A 17,231-nucleotide genomic window follows, 5' to 3' on the forward strand; every position below is an offset into this window, starting at 1 on the left:
GCCCGGCGCCGTCCGCGCTTGTCCGTAGCCGACCGGCCGCTAGAAGAGACCGTCCCACATCTGCTCCAGCAGCACCGCCCACCAGTTCTCCGGCGACGACAGCGCCGCCGGGTCCAGCGCGGCCAACTGCTCCTGAAAGTCCACGGTCCAGCGCCCGGCCTGCTCCGGTGTCAGCCCGTAGCGCCACCGCCACATCTTGCCGAGCAGCGCCAAAGAGCGTACGAACTGGGGAAGGCTCGTGTTGACGAACTGCGGCGGCACGGGCTGGCCGTCCGGCCCCGCCTCCAGCGGTACGGCCACGATGTGCGCCGTGCCGTACTGCACACACAGCTGACGTCCGTAGTCACTGCCCATGACCAGGTACGAACCGGCGTCCGCCGCCGGGCGCACCCCGCGCTCCGCCGCCAGCTCCGCCAGCGTCGGCACCGGACGGCCCGGCTGGGTCTGCCCCCAGAAGAACGGCCCGAAGTCGGCCGGCAGCCCCGCCCACACGAGCGTCTGCGCGACGACGTCCGGAACGCCCTGCCGCGACACGGCCCGCTGGTCGAACCGGAACACGCCCTGCGGCCCGAAGGCCTCGGCCAGCTCCCGCCCGACCACGTCCGGCCCGACCGGCGGCGCCGGCCGCACCTGGCTCGGATGCGGCACCGGCACCCGGTTCGGCGCGGGCCGCGCGGGCCCGTCCGCCACCTGGTGCAGCTCGCCCTGGTGCTCCACGAGGTGCCGGACGCCCTGCTGGCGGGTGGCGTGGTCACGGCCGTACCCGGCGGTGTGGCTGATCCTCACCTGCGGCCACGTCTCGCGGATCATCCGCGCGCAGTACCCGCCCGGCAGGTCGCACGACTCCAACTCGGTGTGCAGTTCGAGCACTTGCTGCGGCGGCACGTTCATCGCCCGCAGCTCGTGCAGGATCTGCCACTCGGGATGCGGCGTACCGGGCGCGCTGCGCCGGATGATCTGCTGCTCGGACCCGTCCTGGGCCCGGTAGCGCAGGACGGCCATGTAGCCGGGCCCCACGGTGGGGACACCGGTGGGCGCGGCCGGCGGATAGCCGTAGCCCTGCGGCGCGCCCGGCGGGGGGCCGACGGGAGCGGGCGCGCCGGGGCTCGCCAGCATGGTGGCCGCCGCGTGCACACCACCGGGCGGAGTACCCGGGGCAGCGGGGGCGCCCGGGTGACCGGGGGCCTGGGGCGCGGCGGGCGCACCGGGGGCGCCCGGTACGGGCGGCTGGCCCGGGGCGCCGGGTGCACCCGGGGCGTGGGGCACACCGGGGGCCTGCGGGGCGCCGGGCGCACCGGGGCTCGCCAGCATGGTGGCCGCCGCGTGCACACCACCGGGCGGAGTACCCGGGGCAGCGGGGACACCCGGGTGACCGGGGGCCTGAGGCGCCGCGGGTGCGCCGGGGGCGCCCGGTACGGGCGGCTGGCCCGGGGCGCCAGGAGTTCCAGGGGCGGGAGGCACACCGGGGCCGACGGCACCCGGACCGGCGGGCACGCCCGGCTGACCCGGAGCCCCGGGGGCACCCGGAGCGTGGGGCACACCGGCACCCGGAGCACCCGGAACCCCAGGCGCACCAGTGGCCCCCGGCTGGCCCGGAGCACCCGGCATCCCGGGCGCACCCGGGGCCGGGGGGACGCCGGGGGCAGCAGGGGCACCCGGTACCGGCGGGACACCGGGAGCGGCGGGAGCACCCGGGCCGGCCGGAGGCACACCCGGAGCGGCAGGGGCACCCGGCGCCGGAGGCACACCCGGAGCAGCAGGCCCGCCGGGGCCGGCCGGCGGCATGCCCGGGGCGGGGTGCTGCGCGCCGGGGCCGCCGGGCGCGGACTGGCCGGGGGCGCCCGGCGGGGTGGCCGGGGCGGGCGGGACGCCCGCGCCGAGGCTGGCCTCGTCCAGCTGGGAGACCATCCGCGTGCGCACGTACCCGCCCTGGGAGGCGCCCGGTGCGGCCGGGTCCTCGAGCGCCGGGGCGATCGTCGTGCGCGGCAGGGCGCTGCCCTGCGGCATGAGGGTGGTCTTGGCGTCCGGGCGGACGCCCGGCGGCGGGGTGTCGTCGAGGTCCGAGCCCGAGAGCGCCGGCGCCAGCACGGTCGCGGGCAGGCCGACCGCGTGGTCGTCGTCCGCCGACACGTCCGCGCCCGCCCAGGGCTCGGGAGACGGCACCGCGTCGGCGTCCGCCGCCGGATCCGCCACGTCCGCACCCGCCCACGGCCCGGCCGGCGGCTCGGGCGCGGGCTCGGCGGAGGGCACCGCAGGAGCAGACGCTGCCGGAGCGGGCGTCGCGGGAGCGGGCGCTGCCGGGGCTGCCGCCGCGGCGGTGTCCGGCGATTCCGCCGGCGCCGCGGGCGCGTCCTCGGGCTCCGGGGCCGGGGCTGGCGCGGGCGTGGGCGTGGGCGCCGTGTCCGGCTCCTGCCTGCGGTCCGGGATCCCCATCGCGTCCGCCGCGTCCTGCAGCCACTGCGGAGGGCTGAGCAGGAACGACGTCTGGTTCAGGTCCACCCGCCGCGGCGGTTCGTCGGCCACCGCCGGTTCCGGCTCGTCCACGGCCGCGTACTCCTCCTCGTACCGGCGGATGACCTCACCCACCGGCAGCCCCGGCCACAGCGTCGTCTCGCCGCTGTCCCGCGCGATGACCAGCCGCACCCGGCCGCCGTCGCCCGTGGGGCCGTTCTCGCGGTCCTCCGCCCAGCAGACGAAGCCCAGGTCGAACTCCCGCACCCGCACCTCGCGTTGGAGGTAGGCCGGCACATCGGCGTTGACCCAGCGTTCCGCGCGCTCCTGCGCCTGCGCGAACGTCACCATCGCGCGCTCATCCCTCCACCGGGACGACGTGCGCGAAGCCGCCGTCCACCATCAGGTTCGCCACGGTCTCCAGCTCCGGCGGACCGCCCGCCAGACGCGACAGGAACGCGTCGAAGTCCTCACCACAGGGCAGCAGCAGCCGCTCCACCCGGTCCTGCACCGTCCAGCCGTCCCGGTCGCGGGCGTCGTCGTACGGGCAGAACCAGACCGACCCGACCGCCTCGCCCTTGACCTTGACCGCCAGCACACCGCCCTGGACGAAGCCCACGCCCAGGTAGTCCTTGGTGAAGTGGTCGCGCAGACACTTGTTGACGTAGACGAGGTCGTTGACCGCCGCCTCGTCGCGCACCGTGAACAGCGGCTGGTCGACCAGCAGCCCCAGCTCCGCGTCCAGCGCCGCGCCCACCGGCGCACAGCCGCCGGCCGCCTTCAGGAACGCCCGGTAGGCGCCGGGCAGCCGGTAGCCGAGGTCCTCCTCGACGCCCTGCACCTGCTCCTCCGTCACCGCCAGGTCCCGCTGGGGCAGCGCGAAGTGCACCGGCCGGGTCTCCTGGAGCGGCCGCGTACCGCGCTTGTCCTGCGCCACGGCGGCCGTGGCGAGCCCGGCGTGGTGCCGCAGCAGCGCCTTGACCTCGGCGGGGACCAGCTCCAGCCGGCGCGTCCGGGCGACGTGGTGCCACGTCCAGCCGTGCGGCGTCGCCACCACCGGCAGGCTCGCCCACAGCTCGTGCCCGGCGGCGTGCTGCGCGGCGTTGGCCGACACGTAGTCGGTCAGCCTCAGCTCGTCGACGCCGAAGCCCTCCGGCGGCTCGGCGATCTCCGCCGCCGCGCGCGCGTAGGGCGAGAAGTCCGGGAAGCCCTCGTCGTCGATCCGCACACCCTTGGGATAGCGGCTGCGCCGGACCGGGTCCGGGAAGTGCACGACCTGCCCGGCGTAGGCCGCGTTCGGTGGCGCGGCCTGCTGCCCGAGCCGACCTGTCGTCATGGCGGAAGCCCCCTGCTGACTGTGTCTCCTGCGTGGCGACAGCCTATGCGGTGCCGCAAGACGAGGGCCTGCCGCCGTCGCGGGACCCCTCACGCGGATGCTTGCAAATGCGTACGAGGCGGGATCGATCATCCTGCGGCCACGGCCTCCCGGGGCCGCCCCCGCCACCCCCACACGGGCGGCCGTCACCCAACCGGTCACTCACGAACCCAGGAACGCCACAAGAACACCAAACGACTCAACAGACACGCGCAACGCCGCCCTGCCTTTCACAGCCGCCATCCCATTTGGCAGGCTGATCCCCGCAACAGGGGGATTGCACGGGAGGGAAGAACCACCATGCACACGACTCAGGACCGGCACACGGGCCAAACGGACGGCCCGGTGCCCGGCGACCCCCGGCTCACCTGGAGCTCCACCGAGGACGCCGAGAGACCGCCGGTCCTGCTGCACCGCCGCGACGGCATCCTGCCCGCGGTGGCCGCCGCCCTGTCCGTCCGCGGCGAAACCCTCACCTGCACAGCGGGCAAATCCGAGCAACCGCCCAGGCTCCACCCCCTGGTCCAGGACTTCCTCGACACCCTCACCAACGAACGCCGAGAACGCTTCACCGGCCGCTGCCCCGAAGCCGTCCTCCTCACCCGCTACCTCACCGGCCACGAAACCAGCCGCAGCAAACGCGCCGCCCGCAAACCCCTCACCCACGGCGAAGCCCGCCGCGCACTCAAGCAAGCCAAGCTGACCGCCCGCCACATCCGCGAGGACGGCGACCCCCGGCACGGCGCCTACGCCCCGCCCTGCCGCTCCTGCACCGCACTCCTCGCCCATTTCGGCGTACGCCCCGTCGACCCCGCCGCCCCGACCACCGGCAGGAACTGACCACCCCACCATGCGCGCATTCGACCGCACCGCCGCCACCCGCTTCCCCGTCGCCGTCGACGCCGCCCTGCGCGAAGCCGGCTGGCAACCCGGACGCTGGGACATCAAAGCCGCCGAGAACTGGGCCGACACCCTCCGCGCCCACGTCTCCCCCGCCGGCCACCGCCACACCGTCTTCCCCGCCGCCGTCGAGGCATGGGCCGAATTCGGCGGACTGCGCATCATCCCGCCCGGCCCCGGCCGGCACATCGCCCCCACCCCCTTCGGCATCGACCCCCTGCACGGCCTCCACCTCGCCCGCACCGTCGCCGACCTCGGCCGCGCACTGGGCACCGAGGTCTGCCCCCTCGGCCAGGAACTCGACGGCCAGGCCCTCCTCGTCATCGACGCCCACGGCCGCGTCTACAGCCTCGACCACACCGGCGACTGGTACCTCGGCTCCGACATCGACCACGCCATCGGCACCCTCGTCACCGGAATCCGCCCCGCCCGCCTCACCGCAGGCGCCACCGCCCGCTGACCCGAGCACGGCCCACACCGCCCCCGGCCCCGCACCACCCGGCCGCTACGCCGCCGCCGGAATCACCGCCGACACCCGGAAACCCCCCGCATCCGTCGGCCCCGACACAAACACCCCACCCAACGCCACAACCCGCTCCTTCATCCCCACCAGACCGTTGCCACCACTCGGCAACCCCGGCCCCGCGCCCTCCGCCACATCCGAAGGCCCGTTCTCCACCTGCAACGCCACCTCACCGTCCCGGTGCGCCAGCCGAACGACCGCCTTCGCACCCGGAGCGTGCTTGTGGACGTTCGTCAACGCCTCCTGCACCACCCGGTACGCCGTCTGCTCCACCCCCGGCCCATACGCCCGCTCCGCACCCTCCACGGACAGCTCCACCACCATCCCGGCCGCCTGCGACTGCCCCACAAGATCCGTCAACCCGTCCAGACACGGACCGTCCCCCGCATCCCCCACCGCACCGTCCACCGAAGCCGCCACCCGAGCCGACGCCGCCGAAGCCACCGCCGCCAACCGCTCCGACGCCGCACTGCCCTGCCCACCCGGCGAGGACGACGGCGCCACCGCCACGGACGGCGTCGTCCGCAACACCCCCAGCATCTCCCGCAGCTCCGTCAACGCCTGCCGGCCCATGTCCCCGACCAACGCCGCGTTCTTCACCGCCTTCTCCGGATCCTTCAACGCCACCGCCTGCAACGCCGCCGCATGCACCACCATCAGCGACACCCGGTGCGCCACCACGTCGTGCATCTCCCGCGCGATCCGGGTCCGCTCCTCGTTACGCGCCCACTCCGCCCGCTCCTCCGCCCGCTCGGCCAGCAGCGACAACTCCCGCTCCAGACCGTCGGCCCGCTCCCGCAGACTCTCCACCAGACGCCGCCTCGCCCCCACGTACAACCCCAGCAGCACCGGCGGCGCCGTCATCCCCAGGGCCATCACCACCGAGAAGGCGATCATCAGCCAGAACCCCGGCCGGTAACCGTCCTGCGCCATGTCCCGGTGGAACCGCGCGAACGCCACTATCAGCGTCCCCAGCAGCGAAACCCCCGACAACACCGCGATGATCCGCCGCGGCACCTCCGACGCCGCCAGCGTGTACAGCGCCACGACACCCAGCAGGAAACCCATCTCCGCCGGCACGAAGGCGAACGACACCAGCACCACGGCGATCGGCCACCGCCGCCGCAACACCAGCGAAGCCCCGGCCGGCACCCCCACCAGCCCCCCGAGCACCCCCGGCAACCCCACCTCGTGCGCGAACGCCACACCCTCCGGCACACACTCCAATGCGGACACCAGAGCGAGCACCACATCCAGCACCATGCTCCGCCGCCGCGCCCACCACCACGGCCCCGGCGGCGCACCCTGCACGCCGCCGTCCGCGATTGCCCCCGTTGTGGTCATACCACCCAGACTACGGGCGGGCGCCAGCCCTTTTCCGGGGACCGCGGCAGCACAAGAGGCCCACGAAGGCGCGCGCAACAGCTGCATTTCACCCGAACTCGCGATTCGATCAGGTATGCGCCCTTCCGCCTGCTGTGCGGGGCGAGGCTGACGCCATGGTTCACGCAAAAACGGACATGCGGGCCCGGGCGCGGGAACTGCGCCGGGCGGGCAGGACGTACGACGAGATCGTGGCGGAGCTGGGCGTGTCGAAGAGCTCGGTGTCACTGTGGGTGCGGGACCTGCCGAAGCCGCGGAAGACGACGGAGCAACTGGACGCGATGCGCGAGGCCCGCTGGGCGCCGCACCGGCGGGCGCAAGCGATCAAGCGCATGGAGACGAAGCTGGAGGCGGCGAACGAGATCGGCCCGATGACGGACCGGGAGCTGTTCCTCGTGGGGGTGGGGCTGTACTGGTCGGAGGGGGCGAAGAGCAAGATTCACCGCCCCGCCGAGCGCGCCACCTTCGTCAACAGCGACCCGGGCATGATCCGCGTCTACCTGGCATGGCTGGCGCTCCTCGGCGTGGAACCCGACCGGATCCAGTACCGCGTCATGATCCACGAGAGCGCCGACGTCGGCCGGGCCGAGAGGTTCTGGGCGGACCTGGCCTCCGTCGACGTCACCGCCCTGAAGAAGACGACGCTCAAGAAACACGACCCCAGAACAGTCCGCAAGAACGTGGGCGACACCTACTACGGCTGCCTCGTCGTCGACGTCCTGAGAAGTGCCGACTTGTACCGTCGCATCGAAGGCTGGTGGTACGGCATAGTGGTGGGGGTCGAGACGACGATCTAGAGATCGTCCGTTTTGGCCTGCTATCCGCCGTAGTGTAATTGGCAGCACGGGAGCTTTTGGTGCTCTTCGGTCCGGGTTCGAGTCCTGGCGGCGGAGCTTGAAGTCCGCATTCACCGGGTCCTGACCTCCCAGGTCAGGACCCGCGCGCGTTTCACCCCTCTTACGCCCCGGTATCCTGCGGGTGTCCACCCCCTCGAAGCCGAAGGGCACACCCGTGAGCGCCAACCGCCCGGCAGCCGTCGTCGTCCTCGCAGCGGGTGAGGGCACCCGCATGAAGTCGGCGACCCCCAAGGTCCTGCACGAGATCTGCGGCCGCTCCCTCGTCGGGCACGTCGTCGCCGCCGCCCGTGAGCTCGGTCCGGAGCACCTCGTCGTCATCGTCGGGCACGCCCGCGAGCAGGTCTCCGCGCACCTCGCCGCGATCGACCCCGGCGTCCGCACCGCCGTCCAGTACGAGCAGAACGGCACCGGTCACGCCGTCCGCATGGGCCTTGAGGAGCTGTCGAACAGCGGCATCGCGCTCGACGGCACCGTGGTCGTCGTCTGCGGCGACACCCCACTGCTGACCGGGGAGACGCTGGAGCGGCTCGCCGGCACCCACGCCGCCGACGGCAACGCCGTGACCGTGCTGACGGCCGAGGTGCCGGACTCCACGGGCTACGGGCGCATCGTCCGCGACGACGACGGCGCCGTGACGGCGATCGTCGAGCACAAGGACGCCAGCGACGCGCAGCGCGCGATCCGTGAGATCAACTCCGGGGTGTTCGCGTTCGACGCCCAGCTGCTGACGGACGCGCTCGGCAAGGTCCGTACGGACAACAGCCAGGGCGAGGAGTACCTGACGGACGTCCTCGGCATCCTGCGTGAGGCGGGGCACCGTGTGGGCGCGGCCGTGGCCGGTGATCACCGGGAGATCCTGGGGATCAACAACCGGGTGCAGCTCGCCGAGGCCCGCAGGCTGCTGAACGAGCGGCTGCTGCACGCGGCGATGATGAGCGGCGTGACGGTGGTGGACCCGGCGACGACGTGGGTCGACGTGACGGTGACGTTCGAGCCGGACGCGCTGGTGCAGCCGGGCACGCAGCTGCTGGGGGCGACGCATCTGGCGACGGGTTCCGAGGTCGGTCCGAACACGCGCCTGAAGGACACGGCCGTGGGTGCGGGTGCCCGTGTCGACAACACCGTCGCGGACTCGGCCCTGATCGGTGAGGGCGCGTCCGTGGGTCCGTACGCCTATCTGCGGCCGGGGACCAGGCTCGGTCCGAAGTCCAAGGCCGGGGCGTACGTGGAGATGAAGAACGCCGAGATCGGCGAGGGCACCAAGGTGCCGCACCTGTCGTACGTGGGTGACGCGACGATCGGTGAGTACAGCAACATCGGCGCGGCGAGCGTCTTCGTGAACTACGACGGTGTGAACAAGCACCACACGACGATCGGCTCGCACTGCCGCACTGGATCCGACAACATGTTTGTGGCTCCTGTCACGATCGGGGACGGCGCCTACACCGCCGCGGGCTCGGTCATCACCAAGGATGTGCCCCCGGGTTCGCTGGCTGTCGCCCGTGGCCAGCAGCGGAATATCGAGGGTTGGGTGGCGCGCAAGCGCCCGGGAAGTGCGGCCGCTCAGGCTGCTTCCGCTGCTCGTCGGGACCCCGACGGCGAGCAGTGACCGTGACACTGGCACGCCGTGCGGGGCGTACCGTGATAAGCGCACACAAAGCGACATCCAAGGAGACTGTGCTGTGACCGGGATCAAGACGACCGGCGAGAAGAAGCTGATGCTCTTCTCCGGCCGCGCCCACCCCGAGCTTGCCGAGGAGGTCGCGCACCAGCTGGGCGTCGGCCTGGTCCCGACCAAGGCCTTCGACTTCGCGAACGGTGAGATCTACGTCCGTTTCCAGGAGTCGGCGCGTGGCGCGGACTGCTTCCTGATGCAGAGCCACACGGCCCCCATCAACAAGTGGGTCATGGAGCAGCTCATCATGATCGATGCTCTGAAGCGCGCCTCCGCGCGGAGCATCACCGTGATCCTGCCCTTCTACGGCTATGCCCGTCAGGACAAGAAGCACCGCGGCCGCGAGCCCATCTCGGCCCGTCTGATCGCGGACCTGATGAAGACGGCCGGCGCCGACCGCCTTCTCACGGTGGACCTGCACACCGACCAGATCCAGGGCTTCTTCGACGGTCCGGTGGACCATCTGTTCGCGCTGCCGATCCTGGCGGACTACGTGGGTGCCAAGGTCGACCGTGACAAGCTCACGGTGGTCTCCCCGGACGCCGGTCGTGTGCGGGTGGCCGACCGCTGGTGTGACCGTCTGGGCGCGCCGCTGGCGATCGTGCACAAGCGTCGTGACAAGGACGTGGCGAACCAGGTGACGGTGCACGAGGTCGTGGGTGACGTCAAGGGCCGCGTCTGTGTGCTCGTCGACGACATGATCGACACGGGTGGCACGATCTGCGCCGCCGCCGACGCGCTCTTCGCGCACGGGGCCGCGGACGTCATCGTGACCGCCACGCACGGTGTGCTCTCCGGTCCGGCCGCGGACCGTCTGAAGAACTCCAAGGTGAGTGAGTTCGTCTTCACGAACACGCTGCCCACGCCGAACGAGCTGGAGCTCGACAAGATCACGGTGCTGTCGATCGCGCCGACGATCGCTCGTGCGGTGCGTGAGGTCTTCGAGGACGGTTCGGTGACGAGCCTCTTCGACGAGCTGGGCTGACGGTTCGGCCCGGGGCGACTGCTGTAACGATCATGCGGTCGCGCTGATCGATTTCTGGGCGGCCTCCCCGCCGGGTAGACTCCTTGAGTTGCTCGGCGAGGGAGGCCGCACTGTTGTGCGGCGGTCCGTTATCGACGCGCTCTTCGTAGCAGGCCTGTCGTGGGCCGGGTAACCGTCCACCGCAACTGTTCACGAGGAGTGCACCATGTCTGAGGTCAAGCTCGCCGCTGCCGTCCGTACGGACTTCGGCAAGGGCGCCGCCCGCCGTATCCGCCGCGCCCACCAGGTTCCGGCCGTCGTCTACGGCCACGGTGGCGAGCCGGTTCACGTGTCCCTGCCGGGCCACGACCTGATGATGGCGCTGAAGACCCCGAACGTCCTGCTCTCCCTGGACATCGAGGGCCGCAACGAGCTCGTCATCCCCAAGCAGGTCCAGCGTGACGCCCTCAAGGGCTTCCTGGAGCACGTCGACCTGCTCGTCGTGAAGCGCGGCGAGAAGGTCACCGTCGAGATCCCGGTCCAGACCGAGGGCGACCTGGCCCCGGGTGGCAACCTGCTCGAGCACACCCTGACCGCTCTGCCGGTCGAGGCCGAGGCCACCCACATCCCCGAGGCCGTCACCGTCTCCATCGCGGGCCTGGACGCCGGTGCCTCCGTGCTGGCCAAGGACGTCGTCCTGCCGGCCGGTGTCGAGCTGGCCGTCGAGGCCGAGACCGTCGTGCTGCACGTCGTGGCCGGCCAGGTCGAGGCTGAGGGCGCCGAGGCCTGAGCCTTGGCCCGGTGAGGGTTTTCCGTGGGGGTTCTCGCTGTTCCCCCGGGGGTGTCCCTCGATTTTCTTTCCGACCGCCGTCCTGCTCCACTGGAGCCGGGCGGCGGTCGGCTTGTGAAGGAGACATGCGGATGACGGACGAGTCCAGCCCCTGGCTGATCGTGGGCCTGGGCAACCCGGGCGGCGAGTACGCGGCCAATCGCCACAACGTGGGCTTCATGGTCGCGGACCTGCTGGCGGAGCGGATGCGGGCGAAGTTCAAGGCGCACAAGGCGCGGGCGCAGGTCGTGGAGGGCCGTCTGGGTGCTCCGGGGCCTTCCAGCCGGCGGGTGGTGGTGGCGAAGCCGATGTCGTTCATGAACCTGTCGGGTGGGCCGACGACGGCGTTGCGTGACTTCTACAAGGTGCCGGTGGAACGGATCGTCGTCGTTCACGACGAGCTGGACATCGACTACGGGATGTTGCGGCTGAAGCTGGGTGGTGGGGACAACGGCCACAACGGTCTGAAGTCGATCACGAAGTCGCTGGGGCCGGACTACTGCCGGGTGCGGTTCGGTATCGGGCGGCCGCCGGGGCGGATGCAGGTGGCGGATTTCGTGCTGAAGGACTTCTCGTCCGTGGAGCGCAAGGAGCTGGACTATCAGGTCGACCGGGCGGCGGACGCCGTGGAGTCGCTGATCGTGGACGGTCTGGAGCGTGCGCAGGGCACGTACAACTCCTGACGCGTGGGACGGGTCGCGTGTGCCCCCTCGCCGGTGCGGCGAGGGGGCACACGTGTGTGTCAGCCGGTGTTGCGCAGGCCGGCGGCGACACCGTTGACGGTGAGCAGCAGGGCCCGGGAGAGCAGGGGGTCGGGTTCTTCGCCGCGTTCGGCGGCGCGGCGCTGGCGGTCGAGGAGGGTGACCTGGAGGTAGGAGATCGGGTCGAGGTAGGCGTCGCGGATGTGGAAGGTCTGGCGCAGGACGGGGCTGGCGTCGAGGAGTTCGGTCTCGCCGGTGATGCGGAGCACTTCCCGGACGGTCAGCTCGTGTTCGGCCTTGATGAGGTCGAAGACGTGCTTGAGCTCGTCGGGGACGAGGGTGTCGACGTAGTGCTGGGCGATGCGCAGGTCGGTCTTGGCGAGGGTCATCTCGACGTTGGAGAGGAAGTTCTGGAAGAAGTGCCAGTGTTCGTGCATCTCCTCCAGGACGGTGTCGAGGCCTGCTTCGCGGGCGGCCTTGAGGCCGGAGCCGACGCCGAACCAGCCGGGGACGATCTGGCGGGACTGGGTCCAGCCGAAGACCCAGGGGATGGCGCGGAGGCCGTCGAGGCCGGCGCCGGAGTCGGGGCGGCGGGAGGGCCGGGAGCCGAGGTGGAGTTCGGCGAGCTGGTCGACGGGGGTGGAGGCGAAGAAGTAGGCGGGGAGGTCGGGGTCCTCGACGAGGCGGCGGTAGGCGTCGTGGGCGGCGTCGGAGACGGTGTCCATCGCGGCGTCCCAGCGGGCGAGGGCCTCGTCGGACTGGCGGGGTGAGGTGTGCAGGGCCGAGGCCTGGAGGGTGGCGGCCACGGTCAGTTCGAGGTTCTCCCGGGCGAGGGCCGGGAGGAGGTACTTGTCGGAGATGACCTCGCCCTGTTCGGTGACCTTGATCTCGCCTTCGAGGGTGCCCCAGGGCTGGGCGAGGATGGCGTCGTGGGTGGGGCCGCCGCCGCGGCCGACGGTGCCGCCGCGGCCGTGGAAGAGCCGCAGGCGTACGCCGTAGCGGTGGGCGACGTCGCGCAGGCGTCGCTGGGCGCGGTGGATCTCCCACTGGGAGGTGGTGATGCCGCCGAACTTGGAGGAGTCGGAGTAGCCGAGCATGACCTCCTGGACGTCGCCGCGGAGGGCGACGAGGCGGCGGTAGGAGGGGTCGGCGAGCATTTCGTCGAGGAGCCGGTCGGCTTCCTTGAGCTCGTCGGTGGTTTCCAGGAGCGGCACGATGCCGATCTTCGCCCAGCCGGCGTGGAGGTCGATCAGGCCGGCTTCGCGGGCGAGGACGGCGGCGGCGAAGACGTCGTCGGCGCCCTGGCACATGGAGATGATGTAGGACTCGACGACTTCGGGGCCGAACTTCTGGAGTGCCTCGCGGATGGTGCCGAAGACGCCGAGGGTCTTGGTGCCGGCGGCGTCGAGGGGGGCGGGGCTGGGGGCGAGGGGGCGGCGGGAGCGCAGTTCCTTGGCGAGGAGCTTGCGGCGGTAGTCGCGGGGCATGTCGGCGTAGCGCCAGGATTCTTCGCCGAGGCGGTCGAAGAGCTGGCCGAGGGCGTGGTGGTGGGCGTCGGCGTGTTCGCGGACGTCCATGGTGGCCAGGTGGAGGCCGAAGGCGGCGAGGGTGCGGATGGCGCGTTCGAGGCGGCCGTCGGCGATGAGGCGGCCGCGGTGGGCGCGCAGGGAGTCCTGGACGAGCTGGAGGTCGGCGAGGAGTTCGCCGGTGCCGAGGTAGTCGCGGCCGTCCTGGTGGGGGGTGCCCTGGGCGAGGCGTTCGCGGGTGTTGACGAGCTTCTGGCGGACGCAGGTGGCCTTGAGGCGGTAGGGCTCTTCGGCGTTGAGCCGCTTGTAGCGGGGGCTGATCTCGGGCAGGAGTTCGAGGTCGCGCTGGAGGGAGGTGAGGAGTTCCTCGGTGGCCCCGCTGTTGCGGATGGAGTTGGAGAGGGCGCCGCGTAGTTCGTCGACGACGGCGAGGGCGTCGGTGATGCCGTGTTCGTGCTGCAGTATCAGCACGTCCCAGGTGACCTGGGGGGTGACGTTGGGGTTGCCGTCGCGGTCGCCGCCGATCCAGGTGCCGAAGGTCAGGGGGCGGGTGGTGGCGGGGAGGGTGACGCCGACGCGGTCGAGTTCGGCGGCGAGGTCCTCCAGGACGTCGCCGACGGCCTCGGCGTGGAGTTCGTCGAGGTAGTAGATGGCGTTGCGGGCTTCGTCGGTGGGTTCGGGGCGGGCGACGCGCAGCTCGTCGGTCTGCCAGAGCAGGTCGATGTTCTCGGCGAGGCGCAGGTCGGTGCGGCGCTTGTCGCCGGTGCCGGTGCCGGGGGCGTCCAGGAGCTTGGCGATGCGGCGGAGCTTGTTGAGGACGCTGCGGCGGGCGGCTTCGGTGGGGTGGGCGGTGAAGACGGGGCGGACCCCGAGGTGCTGGACGGTCTGTCGCAGGTGTTCCGGGTCGGCTTCCTTCAGCTGGTCGGCGGTGCGGGCGAGGATGGAGCCCTCGGCGTCGCGCCGGGCGCGCAGCTCGCGGCCGCGGTGGACCTGCTCGGTGATGTTGGCCAGGTGGAAGTAGGTGGAGAAGGCCCGTACGAGCTTGGCGGCGGTCTGCGGGTCGGTGGTGCTCAGCAGTTCCGCGGCGGCTTCGCCGTCGGTGCGGGTGAGGGCGCGCACCCGCTCGACGAGGTCGAGGAGCTCTTCACCCTCCTGGCGGACCAGGGTTTCGCCGAGGAGGTCGCCCAGGCGGCGGATATCGGCGCGCAGGGCGGCGTTGGTGTTGTCGGCACTGCTCACAGGTGCGGCTCCTTGCGGTGGTTCCGAGCACGTCTGGAGGGGTGGCGGACCGCGCTGTCCGACGCCCCCAGCATAGGTCGCCGCACGACGCGCGGTGGTCCGCGCCTCTTGCTCCGGGGCCGGGCCCTGCCATACTTACGACGCCGTAGGTTACGGAACCGTAGGAACGTGACCAAGCCCCGACCCCCATGAGGGAATCCATGACTGCAAGCCCCGACGTGCTCGAAGACGCGCCGAAGGCCCAGGAGGGCTCACTGCCCTCCGCCACTCTGGGCGGTGAGCACCGCAGGTCCGTCGAGCAGATCACCCTGCTGATGTTCATCGTCGTCCCGTTCATCGCGCTGCTCGCCGCCGTCCCGCTGGCGTGGGGCTGGGGGGTGAGCTGGCTGGATCTGGCGCTGATGGTGGCGATGTACTACATCGGCTGCCACGGCATCACGATCGGGTTCCACCGCTATTTCACGCACGGCTCCTTCAAGGCGAAGCGGCCGTTGCGGATCGCGCTGGCGGTCATGGGGTCGCTGGCGGTCGAGGGGCCGCTGGTGCGCTGGGTGGCCGATCACCGCAGGCACCACAAGTTCTCGGACGCCGAGGGTGACCCGCACTCGCCCTGGCGGTACGGGGAGAGCGTGCCGGCGCTGATGAAGGGCCTGTGGTGGGCTCACGTGGGGTGGATGTTCGACGAGGAGCAGACGCCGCAGCAGAAGTACGCGCCGGATCTGATCAAGGATCCGGCCATTCGTGCGATCTCTCGCCAGTTCGTGTTGTGGACGACGCTCTCGCTGCTGATCCCGCCGCTGGTGGGCGGGCTGGTGACGTGGTCGTGGCAGGGGGCGCTGTCGGCGTTCTTCTGGGGTTCGCTGGTCCGGGTGGCGCTGCTGCACCATGTGACGTGGTCGATCAACTCGATCTGCCACGCGGTCGGCAAGCGCCCGTTCAAGTCGCGTGACCGTTCGGGGAACGTGTGGTGGCTGGCCGTGCTGTCGTGCGGTGAGTCGTGGCACAACCTGCACCACGCCGACCCCACGTCGGCGCGGCACGGTGTGCTCCGGGGGCAGCTGGACTCCAGCGCCCGGATCATCCGCTGGTGCGAGAAGGCGGGCTGGGCGTACGACGTGCGCTGGCCGAACGAGAGCCGCATCGAGGGCCGTCTGCGGGCCCCGGAGGCGTCCCCCGAGAAGGAGGACGCCGCGCACGCGGCATGATTGACGCCGTGGCGATCGACAGCAGCAGCACCGGCAAGAAGGACCCGTCCGCACCCACCGGGGCCCGGCGCACCCGGCCCCGCCGGGTGCGGATGACGGGCGCGGAGCGCCGTGAGCAGCTGCTGGACATCGGTCGCGCGCTCTTCGCCGAGCGCGGGTTCGAGGGCACGTCGGTGGAGGAGATCGCGGCGAAGGCCGGGGTGTCGAAGCCGGTGGTGTACGAGCACTTCGGCGGCAAGGAGGGGCTGTACGCGGTGGTCGTGGACCGTGAGATGCGGCAGCTGCTCGACATGGTGACCGGCGCCCTGACCGCGGGCCATCCGCGGGAGCTCCTCGAACAGGCGGCCTTCGCCCTGCTGGACTACATCGAGTCCTATACGGACGGCTTCCGCATCCTGGTGCGCGATTCGCCCGTCGCCCAGTCGACGGGCACGTTCGCGTCGCTGATCAGTGACATCGCGACGCAGGTCGAGGACATCCTGGGGCTGGAGTTCAAGGCGCGCGGCTTCGACCCGAAGCTGGCCCCGCTCTACGCCCAGGCGCTGGTCGGCATGGTGGCCCTGACGGGCCAGTGGTGGCTGGACGTGCGCAAGCCGAAGAAGGCGGAGGTCGCGGCGCACCTGGTGAACCTGGCCTGGCACGGTCTGGACGGCCTGGAGCCCAAGCCGCGGCTGGTGGGGCACCGCAAGAGCTGACGCGGCGGGAACGGCTCTCCGCCGCGACGGCGCGCCCCCGGCGGGCGGTCGCGGCGGTGCGGGCGCCTCTCAGTCCCGCTTGCGGGCCACCACGAAGACCCGCCGGAACGGGAAGACCGTGCCGCCCGGCCCCGCCGGGTACGCCTCGCGCAGGAGCGCCCCGTACTCGGCGAGGAACGCCTGTGTGGCCGCCAGGTCGCCCGCGAGGGCGGTCAGCACGGGGCGCAGGCCCGTGCCCTTGACCCAGTCGAGGACGGGGTCCTCGCCGGGCAGCAGATGGGCGTAGGTGGTCTCCCACGTGTCGACCTCGCATCCGAGGTCCGTGAGCCGTGCCAGGTACTGGGCGGGGTCGAGGACCTCGACGCGCCGCCGCCCGGCCTCGCCGAGGCGGTCGCGCCAGCGCACCGAGGCGCACAGCTGCCGCAGCAGCGCGTGGCTGGGGGCGTCGCCGTTCCCCGGGACCTGGAAGGCGAAGGTGCCTCCCGCGGCCAGGCCGGCCAGCCAGACGGGGAAGCGCCCGGCGTGGCCCGGCACCCACTGGAAGGCGGCGTTGGAGACGATGAGGTCGAGGGGCTCGGCGGGGTCCGGGGACCAGTCCGTGAGGTCGGCGCGGGCGAAGGCGATGCTGCCGCCGCCGAGGGTGCGGCCGGCGTAGGCGTCGGCTTCCCGGAGCATGGCGGCGGAGTTGTCGTAGCCGGTGACGCGGGCGTCGCGCCAGCGCTCGGCGAGGAGGGCGGTGACGTTGCCCGCGCCGCAGCCGAGGTCGGCGATGCGGGCGGGGCGCCGGCCCTGGCCGGGCAGGGCGGGTACCCGGGCGAGCAGGTCCGTGAAGGGGCGGCTGCGGTCCTCGGCGTGGCGGAGGTACTGCCGGGGGTCCCAGAGGGGGGTGGGGGCGCAGGGCATCGTTC

The 17,231-nt window shown here is 72.1% G+C and carries 14 protein-coding genes and 1 tRNA gene; 10 read left to right on the forward strand and 5 right to left on the reverse strand.

The features are described from left to right. Nucleotides 1-39: 39 nt before the first annotated feature. A complete protein-coding gene (locus CYQ11_RS12150) occupies nt 40-2,802 on the reverse strand; it encodes an SUKH-4 family immunity protein (protein ID WP_099199612.1) in 2,763 nt (920 codons plus the stop codon). Between the two features lie 7 nt (nt 2,803-2,809). Beyond that, entirely contained in the window at nt 2,810-3,787 is a 978-nt protein-coding gene (locus tag CYQ11_RS12155) for an HNH endonuclease (protein ID WP_099199611.1), read from the reverse strand. A gap of 339 nt (nt 3,788-4,126) precedes the next feature. Between CYQ11_RS12155 and CYQ11_RS12160 the strand changes: the two genes are divergently transcribed. Together CYQ11_RS12160 and CYQ11_RS12165 are read left to right on the forward strand one after the other, a co-directional pair. Next, nucleotides 4,127-4,666, forward strand: coding sequence for a YwqJ-related putative deaminase (locus tag CYQ11_RS12160; RefSeq protein ID WP_099199610.1), 540 nt, complete (start codon nt 4,127-4,129; stop codon nt 4,664-4,666). 10 nt (nt 4,667-4,676) lie between these two features. Then, the gene (locus CYQ11_RS12165) at nt 4,677-5,186 is read left to right on the forward strand and encodes an SUKH-3 domain-containing protein (protein ID WP_099199609.1); all 510 of its coding nucleotides are present in this window, start codon (nt 4,677-4,679) and stop codon (nt 5,184-5,186) included. A 45-nt stretch (nt 5,187-5,231) separates the two neighbouring features. Here the strand turns inward: CYQ11_RS12165 and CYQ11_RS12170 are convergent, their stop codons facing one another. Beyond that, nucleotides 5,232-6,593 carry a sensor histidine kinase gene (locus CYQ11_RS12170; RefSeq protein WP_104650987.1) on the reverse strand — a complete coding sequence of 454 codons (1,362 nt, stop codon included), beginning with the start codon at nt 6,591-6,593 and terminating at the stop codon, nt 5,232-5,234. A gap of 155 nt (nt 6,594-6,748) precedes the next feature. Between CYQ11_RS12170 and CYQ11_RS12175 the strand changes: the two genes are divergently transcribed. From CYQ11_RS12175 to pth, 6 genes are all read left to right on the forward strand, one after another. Then, nucleotides 6,749-7,429 (forward strand): hypothetical protein, encoded by a 681-nt coding sequence (locus tag CYQ11_RS12175; protein ID WP_099199729.1) that lies wholly within the window; start codon nt 6,749-6,751, stop codon nt 7,427-7,429. A gap of 23 nt (nt 7,430-7,452) precedes the next feature. Beyond that, nucleotides 7,453-7,525: transfer RNA gene (locus CYQ11_RS12180), tRNA-Gln, on the forward strand. Between the two features lie 118 nt (nt 7,526-7,643). Next, nucleotides 7,644-9,098 carry a bifunctional UDP-N-acetylglucosamine diphosphorylase/glucosamine-1-phosphate N-acetyltransferase GlmU gene (gene glmU, locus CYQ11_RS12185; RefSeq protein ID WP_099199728.1) on the forward strand — a complete coding sequence of 485 codons (1,455 nt, stop codon included), beginning with the start codon at nt 7,644-7,646 and terminating at the stop codon, nt 9,096-9,098. A 73-nt stretch (nt 9,099-9,171) separates the two neighbouring features. Continuing rightward, nucleotides 9,172-10,149, forward strand: a complete 978-nt coding sequence (locus CYQ11_RS12190; RefSeq protein ID WP_099199608.1) for a ribose-phosphate diphosphokinase — start codon at nt 9,172-9,174, stop codon at nt 10,147-10,149. A 205-nt stretch (nt 10,150-10,354) separates the two neighbouring features. Next, nucleotides 10,355-10,918, forward strand: a complete 564-nt coding sequence (locus CYQ11_RS12195) for a 50S ribosomal protein L25/general stress protein Ctc (RefSeq protein ID WP_099199607.1) — start codon at nt 10,355-10,357, stop codon at nt 10,916-10,918. 131 nt (nt 10,919-11,049) lie between these two features. Next, nucleotides 11,050-11,640: an aminoacyl-tRNA hydrolase gene (gene pth / locus CYQ11_RS12200; RefSeq protein WP_099199606.1), complete on the forward strand. Its 591-nt coding sequence runs from the start codon at nt 11,050-11,052 to the stop codon at nt 11,638-11,640. A 59-nt stretch (nt 11,641-11,699) separates the two neighbouring features. Here the strand turns inward: pth and ppc are convergent, their stop codons facing one another. After that, on the reverse strand, nt 11,700-14,423 hold the full coding sequence (ppc, locus tag CYQ11_RS12205) for a phosphoenolpyruvate carboxylase (protein WP_099199605.1): 2,724 nt from the start codon (nt 14,421-14,423) through the stop codon (nt 11,700-11,702). 200 nt (nt 14,424-14,623) lie between these two features. On the opposite strand from ppc, the gene CYQ11_RS12210 reads away from it, so the two are divergent. Together CYQ11_RS12210 and CYQ11_RS12215 are read left to right on the forward strand one after the other, a co-directional pair. Further along, the gene (locus tag CYQ11_RS12210) at nt 14,624-15,628 is read left to right on the forward strand and encodes an acyl-CoA desaturase (protein WP_099199604.1); all 1,005 of its coding nucleotides are present in this window, start codon (nt 14,624-14,626) and stop codon (nt 15,626-15,628) included. Further along, a complete protein-coding gene (locus tag CYQ11_RS12215) occupies nt 15,625-16,323 on the forward strand; it encodes a TetR/AcrR family transcriptional regulator (protein WP_099199603.1) in 699 nt (232 codons plus the stop codon). The genes CYQ11_RS12210 and CYQ11_RS12215 overlap by 4 nt, the downstream gene beginning before the upstream one ends. Before the next feature lie 69 nt (nt 16,324-16,392). Here CYQ11_RS12215 and CYQ11_RS12220 read toward each other — a convergent pair whose 3' ends face one another. Then, a complete protein-coding gene (locus CYQ11_RS12220) occupies nt 16,393-17,226 on the reverse strand; it encodes a trans-aconitate 2-methyltransferase (RefSeq protein WP_099199602.1) in 834 nt (277 codons plus the stop codon). Between the last annotated feature and the right edge of the window lie 5 nt (nt 17,227-17,231).

This window comes from Streptomyces cinnamoneus (genome assembly GCF_002939475.1).
Taxonomy (GTDB): domain Bacteria; phylum Actinomycetota; class Actinomycetes; order Streptomycetales; family Streptomycetaceae; genus Streptomyces; species Streptomyces cinnamoneus_A.

Bases quoted from the DNA above. Each gene is read 5' to 3' on its own strand.
- CYQ11_RS12220 (WP_099199602.1), bottom strand. From the start codon at position 17,226: ATGCCCTGCGCCCCCACCCCCCTCTGGGACCCCCGGCAGTACCTCCGC.
- CYQ11_RS12160 (WP_099199610.1), top strand. From the start codon at position 4,127: ATGCACACGACTCAGGACCGGCACACGGGCCAAACGGACGGCCCGGTG.
- CYQ11_RS12210 (WP_099199604.1), top strand. From the start codon at position 14,624: ATGACTGCAAGCCCCGACGTGCTCGAAGACGCGCCGAAGGCCCAGGAG.
- CYQ11_RS12215 (WP_099199603.1), top strand. From the start codon at position 15,625: ATGATTGACGCCGTGGCGATCGACAGCAGCAGCACCGGCAAGAAGGAC.
- pth (WP_099199606.1), top strand. From the start codon at position 11,050: ATGACGGACGAGTCCAGCCCCTGGCTGATCGTGGGCCTGGGCAACCCG.
- CYQ11_RS12155 (WP_099199611.1), bottom strand. From the start codon at position 3,787: ATGACGACAGGTCGGCTCGGGCAGCAGGCCGCGCCACCGAACGCGGCC.
- CYQ11_RS12150 (WP_099199612.1), bottom strand. From the start codon at position 2,802: ATGGTGACGTTCGCGCAGGCGCAGGAGCGCGCGGAACGCTGGGTCAAC.
- CYQ11_RS12170 (WP_104650987.1), bottom strand. From the start codon at position 6,593: ATGACCACAACGGGGGCAATCGCGGACGGCGGCGTGCAGGGTGCGCCG.
- CYQ11_RS12175 (WP_099199729.1), top strand. From the start codon at position 6,749: ATGGTTCACGCAAAAACGGACATGCGGGCCCGGGCGCGGGAACTGCGC.
- CYQ11_RS12195 (WP_099199607.1), top strand. From the start codon at position 10,355: ATGTCTGAGGTCAAGCTCGCCGCTGCCGTCCGTACGGACTTCGGCAAG.
- CYQ11_RS12165 (WP_099199609.1), top strand. From the start codon at position 4,677: ATGCGCGCATTCGACCGCACCGCCGCCACCCGCTTCCCCGTCGCCGTC.